This is a genomic window from Pedobacter sp. Leaf132, from assembly GCF_920984695.1.
In the GTDB taxonomy this organism is placed as follows: domain Bacteria; phylum Bacteroidota; class Bacteroidia; order Sphingobacteriales; family Sphingobacteriaceae; genus Pedobacter.
The window spans coordinates 288,804-309,953 of record NZ_CAKLBO010000002.1 but is presented as its reverse complement, the minus strand read 5'-3'; the positions used below and the strand labels follow the sequence as shown (position 1 = coordinate 309,953).

General features: G+C 34.5%; 18 protein-coding genes. 12 read left to right on the top strand and 6 right to left on the bottom strand.

The window, feature by feature from the left end; genetic code table 11:
* Positions 1-22 precede the first annotated feature (22 nt).
* On the bottom strand, positions 23-1,135 hold the full coding sequence (locus tag LUA86_RS05120) for a redoxin domain-containing protein (protein ID WP_231459517.1): 1,113 nt from the start codon (positions 1,133-1,135) through the stop codon (positions 23-25).
* Positions 1,135-2,592: an Asp-tRNA(Asn)/Glu-tRNA(Gln) amidotransferase subunit GatB gene (gene gatB / locus LUA86_RS05115; RefSeq protein WP_231459516.1), complete on the bottom strand. Its 1,458-nt coding sequence runs from the start codon at positions 2,590-2,592 to the stop codon at positions 1,135-1,137. The genes LUA86_RS05120 and gatB overlap by 1 nt, the downstream gene beginning before the upstream one ends.
* A 142-nt stretch (positions 2,593-2,734) precedes the next feature.
* Here gatB and LUA86_RS05110 point away from each other — a divergent pair, with 142 nt between their 5' ends.
* Positions 2,735-3,328, top strand: a complete 594-nt coding sequence (locus LUA86_RS05110) for a hypothetical protein (RefSeq protein ID WP_231459515.1) — start codon at positions 2,735-2,737, stop codon at positions 3,326-3,328.
* A gap of 115 nt (positions 3,329-3,443) precedes the next feature.
* Positions 3,444-3,944 carry a hypothetical protein gene (locus tag LUA86_RS05105; RefSeq protein ID WP_231459514.1) on the top strand — a complete coding sequence of 167 codons (501 nt, stop codon included), beginning with the start codon at positions 3,444-3,446 and terminating at the stop codon, positions 3,942-3,944.
* Between the two features lie 36 nt (positions 3,945-3,980).
* Here LUA86_RS05105 and LUA86_RS05100 read toward each other — a convergent pair whose 3' ends face one another.
* Together LUA86_RS05100 and alaS are read right to left on the bottom strand one after the other, a co-directional pair.
* On the bottom strand, positions 3,981-4,568 hold the full coding sequence (locus LUA86_RS05100; protein ID WP_231459513.1) for a hypothetical protein: 588 nt from the start codon (positions 4,566-4,568) through the stop codon (positions 3,981-3,983).
* A gap of 20 nt (positions 4,569-4,588) precedes the next feature.
* Complete coding sequence (gene alaS, locus LUA86_RS05095; protein WP_231459512.1) at positions 4,589-7,225, bottom strand: alanine--tRNA ligase; 2,637 nt, start codon at positions 7,223-7,225, stop codon at positions 4,589-4,591.
* Positions 7,226-7,342: 117 nt separating this feature from the next.
* Between alaS and LUA86_RS05090 the strand changes: the two genes are divergently transcribed.
* The 8 genes from LUA86_RS05090 to LUA86_RS05055 all read left to right on the top strand — a co-directional run bounded on the left by LUA86_RS05090 (position 7,343) and on the right by LUA86_RS05055 (position 16,724).
* Positions 7,343-7,678, top strand: coding sequence for a MerR family transcriptional regulator (locus LUA86_RS05090; protein ID WP_121950206.1), 336 nt, complete (start codon positions 7,343-7,345; stop codon positions 7,676-7,678).
* 416 nt (positions 7,679-8,094) lie between these two features.
* On the top strand, positions 8,095-8,895 hold the full coding sequence (locus LUA86_RS05085) for a hypothetical protein (RefSeq protein WP_231459511.1): 801 nt from the start codon (positions 8,095-8,097) through the stop codon (positions 8,893-8,895).
* A complete protein-coding gene (locus tag LUA86_RS05080) occupies positions 8,885-10,372 on the top strand; it encodes a helix-hairpin-helix domain-containing protein (RefSeq protein ID WP_231459510.1) in 1,488 nt (495 codons plus the stop codon). The genes LUA86_RS05085 and LUA86_RS05080 overlap by 11 nt, the downstream gene beginning before the upstream one ends.
* A 66-nt stretch (positions 10,373-10,438) precedes the next feature.
* Positions 10,439-10,915, top strand: coding sequence for a hypothetical protein (locus tag LUA86_RS05075; protein ID WP_231459509.1), 477 nt, complete (start codon positions 10,439-10,441; stop codon positions 10,913-10,915).
* A gap of 3 nt (positions 10,916-10,918) precedes the next feature.
* The gene (locus LUA86_RS05070; protein ID WP_231459508.1) at positions 10,919-13,006 is read left to right on the top strand and encodes a ComEC/Rec2 family competence protein; all 2,088 of its coding nucleotides are present in this window, start codon (positions 10,919-10,921) and stop codon (positions 13,004-13,006) included.
* Position 13,007: 1 nt separating this feature from the next.
* Positions 13,008-13,784, top strand: coding sequence for an enoyl-CoA hydratase/isomerase family protein (locus LUA86_RS05065; protein WP_231459507.1), 777 nt, complete (start codon positions 13,008-13,010; stop codon positions 13,782-13,784).
* Positions 13,785-13,806: 22 nt separating this feature from the next.
* The gene (locus LUA86_RS05060) at positions 13,807-14,463 is read left to right on the top strand and encodes a DUF4412 domain-containing protein (protein WP_231459506.1); all 657 of its coding nucleotides are present in this window, start codon (positions 13,807-13,809) and stop codon (positions 14,461-14,463) included.
* 92 nt (positions 14,464-14,555) lie between these two features.
* Positions 14,556-16,724, top strand: coding sequence for a S9 family peptidase (locus LUA86_RS05055; protein WP_231459505.1), 2,169 nt, complete (start codon positions 14,556-14,558; stop codon positions 16,722-16,724).
* A gap of 193 nt (positions 16,725-16,917) precedes the next feature.
* On the opposite strand, the gene LUA86_RS05050 is transcribed toward LUA86_RS05055, so the two are convergent.
* Both LUA86_RS05050 and LUA86_RS05045 read right to left on the bottom strand, forming a co-directional pair.
* Positions 16,918-17,628 carry a DUF3307 domain-containing protein gene (locus tag LUA86_RS05050; RefSeq protein WP_231459504.1) on the bottom strand — a complete coding sequence of 237 codons (711 nt, stop codon included), beginning with the start codon at positions 17,626-17,628 and terminating at the stop codon, positions 16,918-16,920.
* Entirely contained in the window at positions 17,628-18,239 is a 612-nt protein-coding gene (locus tag LUA86_RS05045) for a SatD family protein (RefSeq protein ID WP_231459503.1), read from the bottom strand. The genes LUA86_RS05050 and LUA86_RS05045 overlap by 1 nt, the downstream gene beginning before the upstream one ends.
* Before the next feature lie 153 nt (positions 18,240-18,392).
* Here LUA86_RS05045 and LUA86_RS05040 point away from each other — a divergent pair, with 153 nt between their 5' ends.
* Positions 18,393-19,448, top strand: coding sequence for a ligase-associated DNA damage response exonuclease (locus LUA86_RS05040; protein ID WP_231459502.1), 1,056 nt, complete (start codon positions 18,393-18,395; stop codon positions 19,446-19,448).
* Positions 19,445-21,034 (top strand): ATP-dependent DNA ligase, encoded by a 1,590-nt coding sequence (locus tag LUA86_RS05035; protein WP_231459501.1) that lies wholly within the window; start codon positions 19,445-19,447, stop codon positions 21,032-21,034. Before LUA86_RS05040 ends, LUA86_RS05035 begins: the two co-directional genes overlap by 4 nt.
* Positions 21,035-21,150: the final 116 nt, after the last annotated feature.

The window sequence follows — 21,150 nt, the reverse complement described above, 5'->3', positions numbered from 1 at the left end:
TTTCTTTAACATTGAGTTTCTTTTAACGTAACGTTTTTGCTAAAAACGCTTCCAATTCGCTGCCACGTAGGTTTTTGGCAACAATTTTACCATCTGGAGCAATTATAAATGAAGCCGGTATTCCTTGCACTTGATACTTTCTAACGGTAGAACCATTAAAATCTTTCAATTCTGAAGCATGTGTCCAGCTTAATCCATCAGCTTTGATTGCAGCTAACCATGCCGTTTTATCTGTATCTAATGAAATGCCTAAAATATTGAAATTTTTGTTTTTGTATTGATTGTAAACCTTAACAACATTTGGGTTTTCCTGGCGACAAGGTTGACACCACGATGCCCAAAAATCAACCATAACGTATTTTCCTTTATAATCAGACAAGTTTACAGGCTTTCCATCAACACTATTAATGGTAAATGCTGGCGCTATTTGCCCAACCTGAACAGCCTTTAACAAAGCTTTTTGTTTTATAAATGTATCTACAGTTGCATTACCTTTAATTTCATCTTTAATTTCATCAGCAAACTTTACCAATTCGGCCTCATATTCCTGCGGACTTAAAGTATTCATTGCATAAAAACTTGCCAACGTACCTTTATTATCTTTCGCAAATTTTATAATTGAAGCATTTAACTGATTAGTATATGATTCATATTGTGGTTTTAACTGTTCTAAAATTGCAGCTCTGTTTGTTGGCTGTTGCGCAACCTTCGCTTCAAAATCCTTTTGTAAATCTTCAACTTGCTTAGCATAGTTATTACGAAGGTTGTTAACTTCCGATAGCTTATCAACTTCGTTTGCGCCAGAAATTTTATAAGCCATTGTTTTATCTGCTAAATCTGCTTCCAATTTAATGTCATCGCCGTTTTTAGCAATTAGCATAAACTCATGGTTACCAATTGAAACCCTGAAAAAATCGACTGAAGGTGTTTTTCTGATAAATTTAAATTCTCCCTTTTCAGATAAGTTTGTAGAATCGACAGCAATCATCTGGCTACCTTCCATCCCATACAAATAAACTTTCTTTTCCGTACCCGGATTTTGAAAAGTTCCGTCGATATTAAAACTATCTTTTGGTTTACATGCAGTAAAAGCAATCGCAATTAATACGAATAGGCTCAGGTTTTTTAATTTCATTATTTTAGTTTTTCAAGTATTAATTCATTTAATTTTTTAGCATCCGCTTTGCCTTTGGCCAGTTTCATAACATCGCCAACAAACAAACCTAAAACGCCTTTTTTACCTTTCTTATATGCTTCTACCTGTTGTGGGTATTTATTTAACACTTCATCAATAAAACCATCCAACTCGCCAACATTTTCTGTAATAAGCAAGTTTAATGATTTTGCTAAATCAGCAGCGTTTTCACCGTCATTTTTTTCTAACGCAGGTAATAATTGTTGTAAGGCAATCTGTTGTGTAATCTTTTTATCATCAACTAGGTTAATTGTTGCGGCAAGTTGTTCTGGTGATACTTTGTAATTAGAAATTGTTATTTCGTTCTCGCTTAAAACAGCTCTTATAGGTCCAATTAACCAATTTATTAAAGTTTTTTTAGTGTTAACGTTTGGCAAAGTCTTCTTAAAATACTGCAACAAATCTAAATCTTCAGCAAATAATGTTGCATCAGCTTTGCTAATTCCAAACTCTGCAATCATCTGTTTACTAATTTCATTTGGTAAGGCTGGCATAGCCGATGTAATTTCAGCTAACCAATCATCCGAAATAAAAACAGGTTGCAAATCAGGGTCGGCGAAATAGCGATAATCATTTGCTTCTTCTTTGGTTCGCATTGGCGATGTTGTTCCCTTATCAGCATCAAAATTTAAAGTGCTTTGTATAATTTCGCCGCCATTTGATATAATTTCAACCTGCCTGCCAAATTCAAATTCCATAGCTCTACGTACGTTACGCATAGAGTTTAAGTTTTTTACTTCGCAACGGGTTCCAAAAGCAGTTGTGCCTTCTTCCCTAATAGAAATATTTGCATCGCAACGCAAACTACCTTCTTCCATATTACCATCGCTCACATTTAAATGGCGCACTAACCTTCTAATCTCCGTAAGCAAAGCTGATGCTTCTTCTGCGCTACGAATATCTGGTTCGGTAACAATTTCAATTAAAGGTACGCCCGCACGATTTAAATCAACTAAAGAATAATTATCATCCTGATCGTGAATACTTTTGCCGGCATCTTCTTCCAAATGTATTCTGTTGATGCCAATTTTCTTTGTAGAACCATCAGATAGCTCAACCTCTACAAAACCATTAACACAAATTGGCTGATTATCTTGCGTAATTTGATATCCCTTTGGTAAATCGGCATAGAAATAATTCTTTCTATCGAAATGATTTATCTGGTTAATTATACAGTTTAAAGCCAAACCAATACGAACGGCCTTTGCGATAACTTCTTTATTTAGTTTGGGTAAAGCACCTGGCAAAGCCAAAGAAACTGTAGATATATTTTGATTAGGCAAGGCACCAAAAGAAGCACTATCAGCAGAAAATATTTTGGTATTTGTATTTAACTGAACATGAATTTCTAGTCCTGAAACGAGCTCGTAATTGTTTTGGTTTGTACCTAAACTCATATAAAATGATGCCTTTTAGTGTATTGTGCTGGCAAATATAGTTAAAGTATGTTAAAACAGATTGCCACAATTAAACTACTGTGTAAAGCTTATGTCTATTTCAATAATTAACACACAAGAGAAACCCTAAATTTTAAATGCCATGAAAAAGTTAGTATTATTTGCTGCAATTCTGATGGTTTCATTATTCAGCCTTAACACTGCAAAAGCACAAGTTAGCTTAAACATTAATATTGGTGCTCAACCCGCCTGGGGACCAACAGGCTACGACCATGTGGATTATTATTATTTGCCTGATATCAATACGTATTACTATGTGCCGACTCGACAATACATTTATCAGAATGGTAATAGATGGGTTACAGTAAATAGCCTTCCTGCTCAATACCGAAATTTTGATTTATACCGCTCTTATAAAGTTGTGGTTAATGAGCCAAAACCATATTTACGAAATAATATATACATCTCTAAATATGGCAAGTATAAAAACTATTCAGGTCATCAAAATATAATAAGAGATAGCCGTGATGCAAAGTATTATGTTGTAAAAGGTCATCCGAATTATAATAGCAATAAAACTGTTGTAGTAAATAAAAGGCCGGTGCATACACAAAAAACGGTTGTAAGAGTCGAAAGAAATAATCAACCTTATCGAGATAACGATAGAGGCAATAAAAATGCTAACGGTAATCGCCCGGAAAGAAACAATAGCGACAGAGGCAATCGCCGTGGATAATATTTTTAGTTGTGACAAGGGAGTTTCGAAAGAAGCTCCTTTTTTTATATCTCTGTTACAATTAAATTTTTGGCACAGCGTTTGAATTTATAACACTACACAAATAGAAACGATTATGAAAAAGTTAGTTATCATCTCCGCGATTGTAGGTATCGTGGCTTTAACATCAAATCAATCTAACGCTCAAGTAAGTTTAAATGTAAATATCGGTACTCAGCCAGCTTGGGTTCCCGTAGGTTATCAAAACGTAAACTATTATTATTTACCAGAAGTACAATCTTATTATTCTGTGCCACAAAGGCAATTTGTTTATCTAAATGGTAACAGATGGGTAAGAACCAGGAATTTACCTGCCAGATACAGAGGTTATGACTTAAACCGCGGCAGAAAAGTAGTTGTTTATGGAAATAGCCCTTACCGTAGTTATAATACACATAGAGTGAGATACGCAAATCATTCAAATTTTTACCGCAATTCTTATGGTGGCGGCGGAAACAGAGTTAGATACGTTTCACCTGGCAGATCATACAAAAGCGTAAAATATTATGATAGAGGCCACGACTTTAAAGGAAAAGGTAGAGGTCATCATGATAAAGGTCACAGAGGTAGACATTAAAATAAAAAAGAGGCTTTTGGCCTCTTTTTTTTATGCTTAAAATCTTTTACCGATTGTTATTCCAATGCGTGGGTAAGCTTCAATAGCATTACTGTTACCTAACAGACGTCCAATTCCACCATAAACTTCACCAGTAAATCCGTTTCTTGTTAAAAATTTGGCTCCAACTGCTGCACCTAATCCAAAATTTGTGTAATTTTTATTAAGCTCTGAATAATCATAACCAGCCGGGTAGCTTGTATACGCTAATGATGAATAATCAAATTCTTTGTATGAAACTACTGCAGCGCCACCTTCTATAAAAAATCCATTAGCCTTTTTTGCGCCAAAGTAGAGTCTGTAATGAGGTGCAATAATATAATTTAAACGACTACCAAAAACATCTTCGTCTGTTAAATTAATTGCTACTGATATTCCAATCCCCATGTTATCTTCTAACAACCGTTCATAAGACACTTCAGGTAAGCCAATAACTGTATATAATAAATTAATTTTTATCTCATTATTTCCACCATGCCCTATTGCCTCAGATTTTGCTTTAACTGATTTAGATATACTATCTGTTTGGGCAAAGGAAACTAAAGAAACGCCAATAAACAGGATGAATAAAATTTGTTTTTTCATTTGAGAGGTTAATTATTTGATTACTTATTTATAAAACTTTCTGCCTTTTCTAATACAATTGGTAAACCATCATTATTTTTACCGCCAGCTGTGGCGTAAAAAGGTTGTCCGCCGCCACCGCCTTGGATTTCTTTTCCTAACTCACGAACGATGTTTGATGCATTCATTCCCTTTTTTACTAAATCATCAGAAAGCATTACGGTAACGCCCGGTTTACCATCAATTTCTGTAGTAAAAACCAGAAATAAATTGTCAATCATGTCTTTTAAAGAAAAAGCTAAGTTTTTTACTGCATCAGCATTTTGCAAATCAATGTGTTTAGCAATTAAGTTAACACCGTTTATGCCACGAACGTGATGAACAATTTCATGTTTCAAATTGCTAACACGCTCTAGTGTCGATTTCTCAATTTCCTTTTTAAGTTTTGCATTTTCATCAAGCAAAGCTTGAACAGAAGCTGATAAATCTTTGCTGCCGTTTAGTAAAGCCTTTAAGTGACCTAATTCTTTTCTTTGGTTTAAGAAATATTGTTCTGCTTTATCGGCAGTTATTGCTTCAATACGGCGAACACCAGCAGCAACAGCACTTTCAGAAATTATTTTAAATGAACCGATTTGTCCGGTAGCTTTAACATGTGTACCACCGCAAAGTTCTTTAGAAAAATGGTCATCGAATGTTATCATACGAACAAAATCTCCATATTTTTCGCCAAACAAAGCGGTTACTCCACTTTCAATTGCATCCTGATAAGGAACATTTCTCTGCTCTTTTAGCTTAATATTCTGTCTGATTTTCTGGTTAACAATCACTTCAATTTGCGCCAGTTCTTCATCGGTAACTTTTGCAAAATGCGAAAAATCGAAGCGTAAATAATCAGCATTAACCAACGAACCTTTTTGGTTAACATGATTGCCTAAAACTTGCTTTAATGCTGCGTGTAATAAATGGGTAGCAGAGTGGTTATCTTCAGTTAGAACACGTTTATCTTCATCTACAACTGCCCAAAATTTTCCTTCTAAATTATCTGGAAGAATATCTGCAAAATGAACAGTTAAGCCATTCTCCTTTTTGGTATCGGTTATATCTACCCAAAACTGACGGCTATGGTCTTCTAAACGTCCGGTATCTCCTACCTGACCACCACTTTCAGCATAGAAAGGCGTTTGCCGTAGAACAATTTGATACTGTTCTTGGCCCTTCGCTTTTACCTTGCGATATTTTAAAATCTCTGTTTCGATTTCTAAATCATCGTAACCAACAAACTCACTTTGTTCATCGGAATTAATAATAACCCAATCGCCAGTATCAATTGCTGTGGCAGCACGACTATCATCTTTTTGTTTTTTAAGTGCTTGTTCATAAGCATTTAAATCAACCGTCCAGCCTTTTTCACGAGCCATTAGTTCGGTTAAATCGATTGGAAAACCAAACGTGTCAGATAATTCAAATGCAAAACTTCCTTCAACTGTATTGTTCTGTGCCTGATATTTCTCAAATCTCTGGATACCTGCTGATAGTGTTCTTAAAAACGAAATCTCTTCTTCTAAAACAACTTTCTGGACGAAATCCTGTTGTGAAATCAATTCATCAAAAACACCTTTAAATTGTTGGGACAATAAAGGCACCAATTGATTTAAAAATGGCTCTTTAAAGTTTAAAAAAGTATAGGCATAACGAACAGCACGGCGTAAAATCCTACGAATTACGTAACCGGCTTTATTATTTGAAGGCAGCTGACCATCAGCAATTACAAACGAAATGGCACGAATGTGGTCAGCCATAACACGCATGGCGATATCCGTTTTTTCATCAGCACCATATTTTGTTCCAGATTTTTCAGCAATAAACTGAATTAATGGTTGAAAAACATCAGTATCATAATTAGAAGTTTTTTCCTGTAATACACGCACCAAACGTTCAAAACCCATTCCTGTATCAACATGTTTTGCTGGTAAACTTTGCAACGAACCATCTTTTAAACGGTTAAATTGCATAAATACATTATTCCAGATTTCGATAACCTGAGGATGATCTGCATTAACTAAAGTAGCGCCATCAACCAAAGCCTTCTCTTCATCCGTGCGGCAATCAACATGTATTTCAGAACATGGTCCACATGGTCCGGTATCACCCATCTCCCAGAAATTATCCTTTTTATTCCCTGGTAAAATATGGCTTTCATCTACATATTGCTTCCAAAGGTCGTAAGCTTCCTGGTCCTTTTCTAAACCTTCCTTTTCATCACCTTCAAAATAAGTAACGTATAATTTATCCTTCGGAATTTTATAAACTTCGGTTAATAATTCCCAACTCCATGCAATCGCCTCTTTTTTGAAATACCCGCCTGTCGGACGGGCAGGATCGCCAAAACTCCAGTTACCAAGCATTTCGAACATGGTATGGTGGTAAGTATCTATTCCAACTTCTTCTAAATCGTTATGCTTGCCAGATACGCGTAAGCAGCGTTGAGTATCAACAGCACGTGTATATTTAACAGTCGCTTCGCCTAAAAACAAATCTTTGAATTGATTCATACCGGCATTTGTAAACATTAAAGTCGGGTCGTTTTTAACCACGATTGGCGCCGATGGAACTATTTGATGTTGTTTCGATTCGAAAAAATTAAGGAATGCCTGTCTAATCTCTTTTGCTGTCATTACATTTTATAATTGGAGCAACAAAATTAAAACTTTATTGCGTTAATAAGGAAAAATCGAGCTACATTTGAATACTTTAATTAATCGCTGTAAAACCTTAATAATCAATCACAAAATATGCCGTACAAAGAAAGAGACATCAACAAAATGTATTATACTATGGGCGAAGTGACTGAAATGTTTAATGTTAACGCTTCGCAAATTCGTTTTTATGAGAAGGAATTCGACATCCTTCAACCCAAAAAAAACAAGAAAGGCAACCGATTATTTACACCTGAAGACATCGAAAACCTTAAAATTATTTTCAACCTTGTTGATGAAAAAGGTTTTACGCTAAAAGGTGCCAAAGAACATTTAAAAAACAACAAAGGTGATGTAAAAGAGAATCAGAAAATTATTGATTCATTAGAAAAGCTTAAAGGTTTTCTGGTTAATTTGGCTCAGGAGTTGTAAGCTATGAGATAATATTTAGGGCCTCAATTCTTTCGAAATGCTTCACATTTAAGACTGCTAATGATAAACCATTCGAAATAGCTCGTATCATTTACAATTTCTAATTGTTCATCAGAAAAGGTAGGACCACTAAGTAATTTTTTTTTATATTCTTCGCGATCTGAATCTAAATCAATTTATCGTCTATAGCTTGTTTAAGTTTTAACCATTGCTTTTGCGGCATCTTCTTAAGTACTTTAACCAACTGCTCAAAACCTATATCAATCTGTTATTCCATAAATAATTATTTATCTATTATTAAATTTAATCAATAAATACATCAACAACATTTTTTTGTTTTATATTAAATTTTTCTATATTAGAATAACCGAACAACGTACCTCCCTATTTTTTATTTACCGGTTTAACGCCCTCAAATGAAGATATGGAATGTATTGATAATCTCCCTCATACCTTTTTATTTATCTGCCCAAAACAATTTGGGACCACGCTTAACGGCTATTGGCAACAATGGCGCAGCTGTAAATGATGTTTGGAGTTTGCAAGCCAATATTGCTGCCATTACTCATTTAAAGCAGCCAACAGCATCTGTAAACTACATTAAAAATCTTTTTAGTGATGAGGTTAGTACTCAAGGTTTTGTTGCTGTAATTCCATTTAAAAATAATTTTATTGGTGCCAGTTTGCAACGATATGGCTTTTCCGAATATTTTGAAAGCAAGGTTGGTTTTGCTTTTGCAAAGAAATTTGGCAACAAATTATCTATTGGTTTAAACGGTAATTATCATCAGCTGAAAATCTCAAATTATGGTGCTTCAAATGGGTTTTCTGTTGATTTTGGAGTCATATATCACCTTACAGATTTACTTACGATTGGAACATTTATTAGTAACCCATCTAAGCAAAAATATGGCAGTACGCTGGTTATGACTGAAATTCCTACTACGCTTAATGTCGGAGCGAGTTATTTTGCATCAGATAAAGTTTTAATTGCTACATCGGTATCCAAAAATCTACAGGAATCAATTAATGTGTCATTAGGGATTGATTACAAAATCGCGGCATTGCTGAGTTTACGCGGTGGTTTAAGTGCAAAACCTTTTAAACAATATGCAGGTTTCGGGCTAAATTATAGAAAACTTTTGTTTGATATGGCAACAACCTACGATACTAACTTAGGTTATGCACCTCAAATTGCATTAGGTTATGCCTTTTAGGTTTTTATTATTTGCTTTTGTACTGATAGGATATTTTGCAAAAGCTCAAAGCATTGAAAATGAGGTTGCTATACGGGATATTATCGAAAGCGTAGCTGAGAACCTACCGGATGATTACGATATGACCGAACTAATTGAGGTATTAACCAGATTAAAAAAGCACCCGATTAACTTAGGCAAAACCACACCAGAGGAATTAAAAACGCTGGTATTCTTATCTCCTTTGCAAATCAGTAATTTTTTTAAGCACATAAAAGAAAACGGAAGTTTAGCTGATGTTTTAGAATTACAAACCATTGATGGCTTTGATGTTAAAACTGTACAGAATTTACTTCCATTTGTTACATTAAATTCTGCTACTGAATATGAAAAATTCAGGTTTAAAAACATTTTTACTATCGGCGATAATGATTTAATTGTACGTTACGCCCAAACGCTTCAAACACAAAAAGGCTTTACAGATTTACCAGGAAACAGATATTTAGGTTCACCGGAAAGGTTTCAAACCAGATACCGTTATCACTACGGAACAATTATTTCTGCCTCCATTACATTAGATAAAGATGCAGGAGAAAAATTTATTGGCAAGCCCTTCGATTTTTTCTCTGGGAATATAGCACTCTTTAAATTAGGCAAAATTAAAAAATTGGTAGTTGGCGATTACACATTGCAATTTGGGCAGGGTTTAACAATGTGGTCGGGTTTTGCATTTGGTAAAGGACCTGATATCGTTAGCATTGCCAAAAAAGATTTAGGCTTACGTCCTTACACATCTACTAATGAGTACTCTTTTCTGAGAGGTGCATCAGCAACCATCAATCTATTTAAAAATATAGACCTCACTCCTTTTTTATCATTCAGAAATTTGGATGCAAGTCAGGATTTAGATGCTGATGGAAATCTGGTACAATCTACAATAAATCAAACCGGATTACACAGAACACCAACAGAAATATCAAACAAAAACTCTTTGAAACAAAATGTGTACGGAGCAATAATTCAATACAGTAAAAACGAACTTGCTTTTGGAGCAATCGCTTACCAGAGTAAATACGGAAATAGTTTCATCACGCAAACTGCTCTTTACGATAAATTCAGTTTTACTGGAAAACAGCTTACAAACATTGGTGCATTTTACAACTACACTTATAAAAATATTTATTTGTTTGGCGAAGCCGGCAAAAGTTTAAAAAGTGGATTTGCATACCTTAATGGTGCTTTAATCAGCCTCACACCAATAATTTCTGCTTCTATTACACATCGTAATTATGCAAAAAATTATCATAACTTTTTTAATCAGGGTTTGGCCGAAGCAAGTGAAGCTGTGAACGAACGCGGCTTGTTTACGGGTTTAAATATTACGCCAAATAAAAAGTGGATGTTTTCAATTTATGGAGATTATTTTCAGTTTCCATGGTTAAAATTTAGGATTGATGCACCCTCAGACGGATATGAAATTTTGAGTCAGGCAATATAAACACCGACTAAAACATTTAAAATCCTGGCCCGATTTAAAACCGAAAATAAACAGCAAAATACGGATTTGGAAGTGCCAATAAGTTTTTTGGATGATGTAAAAAAAGAAGGCTACCGTTTTGAAGTAAGCTGGCAATTAAATAAAAAATGGAGTTTTCAAAACCGTGTAGAAGTATCTCAATACAAAAAAGGAGATACTCAGGCAGAATTCGGTTATTTGATTTATCAAGATGTTGATTATTCTCCAATGTTTTCCAAAATAACAGGAAATCTGCGAATCGCATATTTTAACACCGCAAGTTATAACAGTAGAATATATGCTTATGAAGATGATGTTTTATACAGCTTTGCCTTTGGTATGTATAATGGCAAAGGCTTTAGAACTTATTTAAATCTAAAATACAATCTAGCCAAAAAGCTAAACATTTGGGCCAGATATGCCATGTTTATTTACAAGGATGTGGAAACCGTTGGAACATATCTAGATGAAATACAGGGCAATAAAAAATCTGATGTTAAACTCCAATTAAGATATCAATTCTAAATTATGTTTAAAGCTGATTACATTTTCGCTCGTATTCTTTTGCCTTTAATTGTAGGTATCGGTGTATTTTACTTTTTCCCAACAGAAAATTTAATAGTCACTTTATCGATTATTTCAGCAGCTATATTTTTATTGTTATTCGTTATCAACTTCACTTATAAAATATTAAATGCTTATAAATTTAAAGGCATAAGCGGATTTCTGTTTTTTACATTCTTTTTTTCTTTCGGTGGATTGCTTTGTTTGTTAAACAATGAAAAACTTAAGGCTGATTATTTTGCGAAGAAAGATTATAAACTTTTGAAAATATGGGTAAACGATGAACCCGAGCAAACAAATGATATATTGAGGTTTAAAGCCAGAGTTATTTCTGGTTATCTAAATAATAATCAGCTTAAGCAAAGCGGTCAAATACTTTTAGCATTAAAGGTAGACAGCCTTAACCCTATTCATTTAGAATATGGCGATGAGTTAATTGTTTCCGCGAAATATTTAGATGTTGAACCGCCATATAACCCCGCTGAATTTGATTTTAAGCAATGGTTAGCTAATCAGAATGTATTTGAGCAAGCCTTTATCAATCAAAATCATATCTTAAAAACAAATCGAAATATTGGAAATCCTATTTTAAAATTTGCCTTAAAACTTAGGGAAGCACAAGTGAATAAATATCGTAAACTCATTAAAAATGATGAAGCTTTTGCCGTTGCATCTACATTAATATTGGGTTATCGTGCAGATTTAAGTAAGGAAACGTTAGCCGCTTACTCAAAAACAGGAACAATACATGCACTATCTGTTTCTGGCAGCCACGTAGCTATTATATTCTTTGTATTAGATTTTATGCTGATATTTTTAGATAGGAAAAGAGGAACAAAAATTTTAAAGTTCATTTTAATTTTTAGCTTAATATGGATTTATGCATTAATTACCGGTTTATCGCCTTCTGTTGTGCGTTCTGCAATTATGATTGGCATCTTCATTACTGCGAAAACATTTGCAAGAAATAAAAACGGATACAATACACTTGCATTTGCAGCTTTCTGTCAGTTAATTTATAATCCATTCTTAATATGGGATGTTGGTTTTCAATTATCCTACATCTCGGTTTTTGGATTAATTTATCTTCAACCAAAAATTTATAAATGGATTTACATCAAAAATAAATGGCTAAATAAAGTATGGGAATTAATTGCGATTTCCTTAGCTGCCCAGATAGTAACCTTTCCGCTTTGTATTTATTATTTCCATCAATTTCCAATCTATTTTTTATTAGGAAATCTATTTATCTCACTTCCATTAATGGTTATTATGATTTTAGGTATCATCGTCTTAATCCCTTTTGCAGATAAACTTTCAACAATTTTTGAATGGATTATCGTATCTACCAATCAGATTCTAAAATGGATTGCAGATTTACCATATTCTACTTTATCATCAATTTGGATTAATTTACCAGAGCTTTTACTACTCAGTTTATCTTTAGGGTTGTTTATTTACGCCCTTACCAACTATAATAAAAAACTCATCTATGCATCCATATTGTTATATATCTTTTACGCATCTTTAATCGTTTACGATGATTGGGTAGCCACAAAGCAACAAAAAATCATCTTTTTCACCTTGAGAAAAAATTATGCGGCAGCCTTTATAAGCGGTAGAGAGACCATATTACTTACAGATTTAAATGCTAATGATAAAAACTTTCACTTTTTTGTAAAGCCAGCTCTTGAACAAGCACAGATTTCTAAAATCAATTTCATTAATTTAAACAGAGATACTCTCATCAATCATTTTATAAAAAAAGATAATCAAATCGTTTTTAAGGGATACAGAATTTTGCTTATTGATGAATTCTTAAATTATAAAAACCTAAATATTGAGGGTAAATTCTCAAGTCTTTGGCTCACAGGAAATATACGATTTATGTTAGAAAATCTTAATAGGCATATCGAGTTTAAATCTTTAATTATTGATGCAACAAATAAAGATTACAAAATTGCATCGTTTAAAACTTTTGCCGAGAATAATAGCATTCCTCAACATGTTTTAAAGAAAAATCCTGCATATTTGGTTCAACTAACCCAATAATATGGAAAACATGGTTTTGTACAATGTAGAAGAAAGAATTGCTACAATTACAATCAATCGCCCCGAAAAACGAAATGCTTTAAACCCGCAATTAATAGCCGAATTAACTGAGGCTTTTATTCGTGCTGAAGAAGATAACCAGGTTAAAATTGTTGTTTTAAACGCAAATGGAGGAACATTTAGTGCTGGTGCAGATTTAGAATATCTGCAACAACTTCAAAATAATAGTTTTGAAGAAAACGTAGCAGATTCAAATAATCTGAAAAAGCTTTTTACAACTATTTATTATTTACCAAAAATTGTAATTGCGCAAGTTGAAGGTCATGCAATAGCAGGTGGCTGCGGCTTAGCTACAATTTGCGATATTGTTTTTGCCACACCCGAAAGCAATTTCGGTTATACAGAAGTTAAAATTGGTTTTGTACCTGCAATTGTTTCGTGCTTTTTGGTTCAAAAAGTGAACGAAACTATTGCAAAGGAAATTCTATTAACCGGCAAAACCTTTAATGCAGAGCAGGCCTTATCTTATAAGTTAATAAATTTTGTAACAAAATCAGCAGAAATTCATCAAAAGGTTAAAGAATTTGCGTTAAGTTTGTGTGAAGGAAGTTCGGGTAACTCTTTAATGATTACTAAACAATTAATCAGTCAAACAACAAATCCATCTTTAGAAAAAACTTTAGAAACAGCCGTTCATATTAATGCTAGAGTAAGAGAAAGTGAAGATTTTAAAAAAGGAATAGCTTCATTTTTAAACAAAGAAAAAATTAACTGGTAAAAAACTAAACTGAAATAAAAACATGTTAAAATCAATCAAAACAAGTGTGGTAGCTTTAATCTTAGTAAGTACAGCAATTATTGCTCATGCACAAAAGAAAGTTACTGAAGGCACGTTAGTTTATACAATGAAGTATAAGATTAGTGCTCCAGGCGCTCCAGAAGAACAAAAAGTTAAATTTAACGGAGATATTTCTAAATTAGAGCTAGACCTTGGTCCTGCTTCGGTGGCCGTATTTATGGATAACCAGAGTGGTTCGGGTTTACTTTTAGTAGATATACCTGTAGCTCAAAAACAGCTAGCTTCAAAAATGACTAAAGCCGAAATGGAGGAATCTAACGCTGCAAAACCTAAATATTCTGATTTTAAAGCAACAGGCGAAAAGAAAACTGTAGCAGGTTACAATGCAGAGAAATATACTTTTAAAGATGACAAAGGCGGTACTGGTGAACTTTGGGCAACAACAGATGTTGATGTACCTGTAACCATTGCTACTGCAGATTTTAAAGGTGTAAAAGGCTTTATTGTTTCTGTTGATACATCAATGGCGACTGTTACTTTAAAATCATTAACAGAAGGTAAAGTTGGAGAACTTTCTGTAACTAAAATACCTGCAGGTTACGATGAAATTACTTATGCTGAAATGAAAGCATTACAACAACAAGGTGGTGGCGAATAATTAACCAAAATCTTAAATTTTAAGGCTTTTTAACCGCCGGCTTTTTATAAATTAGCCGAAAGTTAAAAAGCTTTTTTTATGACTAATTTTTTATGATAAAAAACCTATTCTTCAAATTATTTATTATCTGCATTGCCATTTTTATGGCAGCTGATGTTAAAGCTCAAGGCATAAACTGGGCTAAAGATGGTAATTCTTACTATCAAATTGCTGGCGGAGAAATTGTGAGCATCACATTACCCAAAAGCGATAAAAAAACACTTGTAACCAAAGCATTGCTTACGCCAGCAGGTAAAAATGCGCCAATTGCAGTTAGAAGTTTTCAGTTTTCTGCTGATGGTACAAAAGCATTAATTTACACAAACAGCAAAAAAGTTTGGCGTTACGATACCCGTGGCGATTATTGGTTAGTCGATTTAGCAACCAGCAAAATCAACCAAATAGGAAAAGACAAACCTGCATCATCCTTAATGTTTGCTAAGCTTTCTCCTGATGGCAATAAAGTTGCTTACGTAAGCAAACATAATTTATACGTTGAAAATATTGACGGAACAAACGCTAAAGCTTTAACCACAAACGGAACTGATAGAATGATTAACGGTACTTTCGATTGGGTGTATGAAGAAGAATTTGATTGTAGAGATGGTTTTAGATGGAGTCCGGATGGAAAATCAATCGCCTATTGGCAAATTGATGCTACCAAAATCAAAAACTTTTTAATGATTAACAATACCGATTCTATTTACCCTTTCACTATTCCGGTAGAATATCCGAAAGTTGGCGAAAACCCATCGGCTTGTAAAGTTGGCGTGGTTGATATTGCCACAGCAAAAACAAATTGGTTAAATGTGCCTGGCGATGATGTACAGCACTATATTCCTCGTATGCAATGGGTTCCAAATAGTAATGAAATTATTTTGCAACAACTTAATCGCGAGCAAAACGAAAGCATCGTATTTATTTGCGATGCCGCAAGTGGTTCAGCAAAATCCATCTATAAAGAAACTGCTAAAGCATGGATAGATGCCCAGGATGAATGGAAATGGTTAAATAACAATCAGGAATTTACAATCATATCTGATAAAGATGGCTGGAATCATCTGTATAGAATTAGTCGCGATGGTAAAAAACAAACCTTGGTAACCAAAGGAAATTATGATGCTACAGACATTAAATTAATCGACGAAAAAAATAATTACGTTTATTTTATCGCTTCGCCAACTAATGCTACACAGCGTTACCTATACAAAACTAAATTGGATGGAAAGGGTAAACTAGAGCAAGTAACGCCATCAATTTTACCCGGAACTCATAATTACGATATTTCTCCTAACGCAGCTTTTGCCCGCCATACTTATAATAGTTCATTGGTGAGACCAATAAATGAGTGGATGAATTTCACTACAGGAAATCCTTTTACAATGGATGGCAGCATTACAACACAGCTTGCTAAACAAGAAGCACCTAAAAATAAAGTAGAATTTTTTAAAGTAACCACCGAGGATGGAGTTGAATTAGATGGCTGGATGAAAAAGCCTGATGATTTTAATCCCAATAAAAAATATCCTGTTGTGTTTTATGTATATGGCGAGCCGGCATCTGCAACGGCTTCAGATACTTATGGCGCAGGCAGAAACTTTTTATATGCCGGCGATATGGCTAAAGATGGCTACATCTATATTTCAATGGATAACCGTGGTGCACCGGTTCCGAAAGGTACTGCATGGCGCAAAGGCATCTACAAAAACATTGGCGTAATTAACATCCGCGACCAAGCAATGGCAGCCAAAAAGTTATTGGCAACAAATTCTTTTATGGATAAAGACCGTGTTGCGGTTTGGGGCTGGAGTGGCGGTGGTTCATCTACCTTAAATTTAATGTTTCAATATCCGGAAATTTATAAAACAGGCATTTCAATTGCTGCAGTTGGGAATCAGTTAACTTACGATAATGTTTATCAAGAACGCTATATGGGCACACCTTTCCCCAGCAAAGAGGCTTATGTAAAAGGTTCGCCAATAACTTATGCCAAAAATTTAAAAGGCAATTTGCTTTACATTCATGGTACTGGCGATGATAACGTTCATTATCAAAATGCCGAAATGTTAATTAACGAATTGATTAAAAACAAAAAGGTTTTCCAGTTGATGAGCTATCCTAACAGAACCCACAGTATATCTGAAGGCGAAGGCACCAGCGAACACTTATCCCTTACTTATACCAAATTTTTGAAAGATAATTGTCCTCCGGGAGCAAAATAATTTATCTAGAAAAGCAATTTCAGCGGGGAATCGGTTTCGATAGCCCCGCTTTTCATTTCAATCTTTTTCAAACCTACAAGGTTTTCAAAACCTTGTAGGTTTAATCAAAAGTATTTACATTTCAATCGGGTTTAAAATACAAGTTTTTTGCTTCTATTAACGATGCATAGCATAATGCTTATCTGAAATAAGCCTACAGAATTAAGTTAGTAATCATTAAAGAAACTACTATAGCAATTCCAAAACTCAATAAAGTTCCTATAAGTACATATTCTGTCAATTTTAAATCGTGTGCTTCTTTTAAATCGCCAAACCGAAATATAGATTTTGCTGCCAATAAAAAACCAACCGCTTCAAAATGATTGGTTAGTATAAAAACGAATATTAAAACACGCTCTAAAATTCCAATGTATTTTCCGGCATTCTGCAATGATTTCGGACTTTCATCATCATTTTCCGGTAGCCATTTCGCAATAATCACTTTCATAATTATTGATGTAGGCATGGTTAAAAACAAACCACCAACAATAAAAAACCATGTTTTTACATTATTTAAATAACTTATATCTAAATAACCTTTGTAAAAAAGATGCCATACCAAAATAATCGAACTAAAATGTAAAACCTGGTCGGCAAAGAACAGTATTCTTGCATTTTTTTTGGTTTGCAATAATGATTTAAAGGCATCGATTATTAAATGTATAACACCAATAGATAATGCTACTTTCCAAACATTAAAGCTCAAAAAAACAACAAATATTAAAACCACATGCACCACAACATGTAAATACAGCTTACCGGATTTAAGCTTTTTTCGTTCTTTATCTTTAACCCACGATGTTGGTTGAAGAAAAAAATCGCCAATTAAATGCGCAAGAATGAGCTTTATTAAAATGATATCCATTATTCAGATATAAGTTGTTTTACTTTTCTACGGTATAATTTATCCATTTCTAAAATTTCAGAATAATGAGCACGTTTTAGTGCTTCACTAACTGAAGATTGCGTTCTGCCTGATATAGCTGCCAGTTCACTTTGTAATAGTTTTTCATTTTCTAAGGCTAATTTCACCATCTCAGCCGCAACAATTCCCCAACCATCCATTGCAATTAAAGATAGTTTAATTAAAACATTTATCTCCTCATCAAATTCAGGGTGTTCAGTTTTAATGGCGAGGTTAACTTTAGCTTGCTTTAAGCTATCAAAAGCGGCTCCTGAGTTTACAAATGCATCTCCGCTAGATTCTGAAAGTTTTTTTCGCTTGGTTTTTACTTCGCCAATGCCTATTCCCATTCTCACATCAGCAGGTTTGTTTATCCTAATACATGCTTTTAAATATGCAGCTGTTTTAATGGCGTCTTCTGCATCAATTTCCAATTGAAAACTATCTCCACGGTAAATTTCCCACTTGTTATTTTGCCCAGAAACTACTTTAAGTGCAGCTTTTAAGCTCAATAACCAACTATCTTTAATTTTTCTTGAGCCTATAATATCGCCTGTTATAATGCAAATCATATCACTAATATATGATTTATCTTTGTTTTTAAAAAATTATCGGCTAATTACCCGATATTTCAAATTATCGGCTAATTACCCGATATTCTTATTTATCGGCTAATTAGCCGATATTAGGTTAAAACTTAAACTGTAATTTATTGTTTAATACGCATGGCTTTAATAGAATTTACCAAAAGAGGCATTTACTGCAAACAAGGCGATTTTTACGTAGACCCTTGGTGGCCTGTAGATTATGCCGTAACCACACATGGCCACAGTGACCACGTACGTTTCGGTAATAAACATTACCTATGCCATACCTTAACAAAACCAATAATTAAACGTAGAATTAGTGAAGATTTAGATGTAGAAACACTAAACTACGGAGAAAGTATTGTTCGAAATGGGGTAAATATTTCATTTTTTCCAGCCGGCCACATCATTGGTTCTGCACAAGTTCGTTTAGAATATAAAGGCGAAATATGTGTAATCTCTGGCGATTATAAAACAGAAGATGATGGTATTAGTGATGTTTTTGAGCCTGTAAAATGCCATTCATTTGTATCAGAAAGTACTTTTGGTTTACCTGTTTACAATTGGCAAAAGCAAAATATTGTATTTGATAAAATGCAGAACTGGATTAGTGATAACATTGCTGAACAAAAAACCAGTGTGCTTATTGCGTATAGTTTAGGTAAAGCCCAACGTTTAATAAAAAACCTTGCAGGCAATGTACCAATTTACGTTCATAACAGTATAGCAAACCTTAACGAAGTAATTATTAATGCCGGCGTAAACCTACCAGAAACCATTAGGATTACACCTGAAACAAGCAAAGATGAGTTGCAGAAAGGAATCGTGATTGTTCCGCCGGCAATGAGGGATAGCCGCTGGATTAAAAACCTATCACATCCGGTTACAGGAATTTGCTCTGGTTGGATGCAAGTTCGGGCGCATCGCCGCTGGCAAAGTGCCGATGCGGGTTTTGCCTTGAGCGACCATGCAGATTGGCCCGGTTTAATGGATGCCATTACGGCAACTGGAGCAGAAAAGGTTTACGTAACACATGGTTTTACAGCAGCTTTTAGTCGGTTTTTAAATGATGAGGGAATTGAATCGGAAGAAGTGATGACCAAATTCGGGCAAGAAGACGATGAAGAAAATAAAGTTGATTTAGCAGAAGTAGATAATCAGCATTCTGAAACCAATAATCCAAAATCAGAATGAAGAAATTTGCAAAATTAATACAAAAGCTAGAGCAGAGCAATAAAACCAACGACAAAATCGCTGCATTGGTTGATTATTTTAATTATGCTGATGACGAAGATAAGGTTTGGGTAATTGCGCTTTTTACGGGTAAGAAACCTAAACGTCCGATAAAATCAGCCTTGCTAAAATATTGGGCAATAGACATTACGCAAACACCAGAATGGCTATTTTCTGAAAGTTATTCAAACGTGGGCGATTTAAGTGAAACCATTGCACTACTCCTGCCGCCTGCCGAAAACACATCTGATTTACAGCTACACAAGTGGATTGAAGAATTGCATGACCTGGAAGGAAAAGACGATGAAACAAAGAAGAATTTCATTTTAAATGCATGGAACACACTCGAAACCCAGGAACGTTTTATTTTTAATAAACTCATTTCTGGTAATTTCAGGATTGGTGTTTCTAACAAAATGCTTGTAAATGCGTTGGCGAAACAGAGCAGCTTAGATAGCGCTCAAATTATGCATAGCATTATGGGTAAATGGAATCCTTATGAGATTACTTTTACCGAACTTATTAACGGAGTGCATGTAAATACAGATAACTCTTGGCCCTATCCGTTTTGTTTAGCATATGCTTTAGAGCAGGAACCAGAAAAATTAGGCGATATTTCGGAATGGCAAGCTGAGTGGAAATGGGATGGTATTCGCGGACAAATTGTAAAGCGAAATGGCGAACTTTTTATCTGGAGCCGTGGCGAAGAACTGGTAACAGAGCAGTTCCCGGAATTGCATTTTTTAGTGGATGTTTTACCTGACGGCGTAGTTTTGGATGGCGAAATATTGGCTGTGCAAGATAAACAGGTTTTATCATTTAGCACATTACAGCAACGTTTAAATCGTAAAACGATAAGCAAAAAACAGCTTGAAGATGCGCCTATTGGTTTCTTCGTTTATGATATTTTAGAATTTGAAACTAACGATTTCAGAGCGCAACCTTTAAGCGAACGCCGAAATATATTAGAAAAATTAATTGGAGGATTAGAAGAAAGTGCAGTTATTTTATCGCCAGTAATAAATTGCAAAACCTGGGAAGAATTGGCTGAGTTACGACAAACATCACGCTCTATTAATAGTGAGGGCATTATGCTCAAAAAGTTAAGTTCTCACTATCATAGCGGGCGTAAGCGTGGCGATTGGTGGAAATGGAAAGTTAACCCATATACGGTTGATGCAGTGATGATTTATGCACAAAAAGGTAGTGGCCGAAGGGCAAATTTCTTTACAGATTATACTTTCGCGGTACGTGATGGCGAAAATTTAGTAACCATTGCGAAGGCCTATTCGGGTTTAACGGATAAAGAAATTAAAGAAGTAAACTCTTTTGTAACCAAAAATTCTATTGAAAAATTTGGTCCGGTGAGAACGGTAAAGCCCGAACTGGTTTTTGAAATTGCCTTTGAAGGCATTGCCGAAAGTAAGCGCCATAAAGCAGGTTTGGCATTGCGTTTTCCACGTATTTTACGTTGGCGAAAAGATAAAAAAGCAGCAGAAATTAATACACTTGAAGATTTGAGACAGTTGCTGGAATCAACAATTTAAAGGCTTTCGTAATTGCAAAGCACGAAACAATCTATTCACATTAGATTGGGCTTTTTGCTTTGCAATGACGATAACTGTTAGAATGTATATTTTTATTAGGTTTACCTTGCTATTTA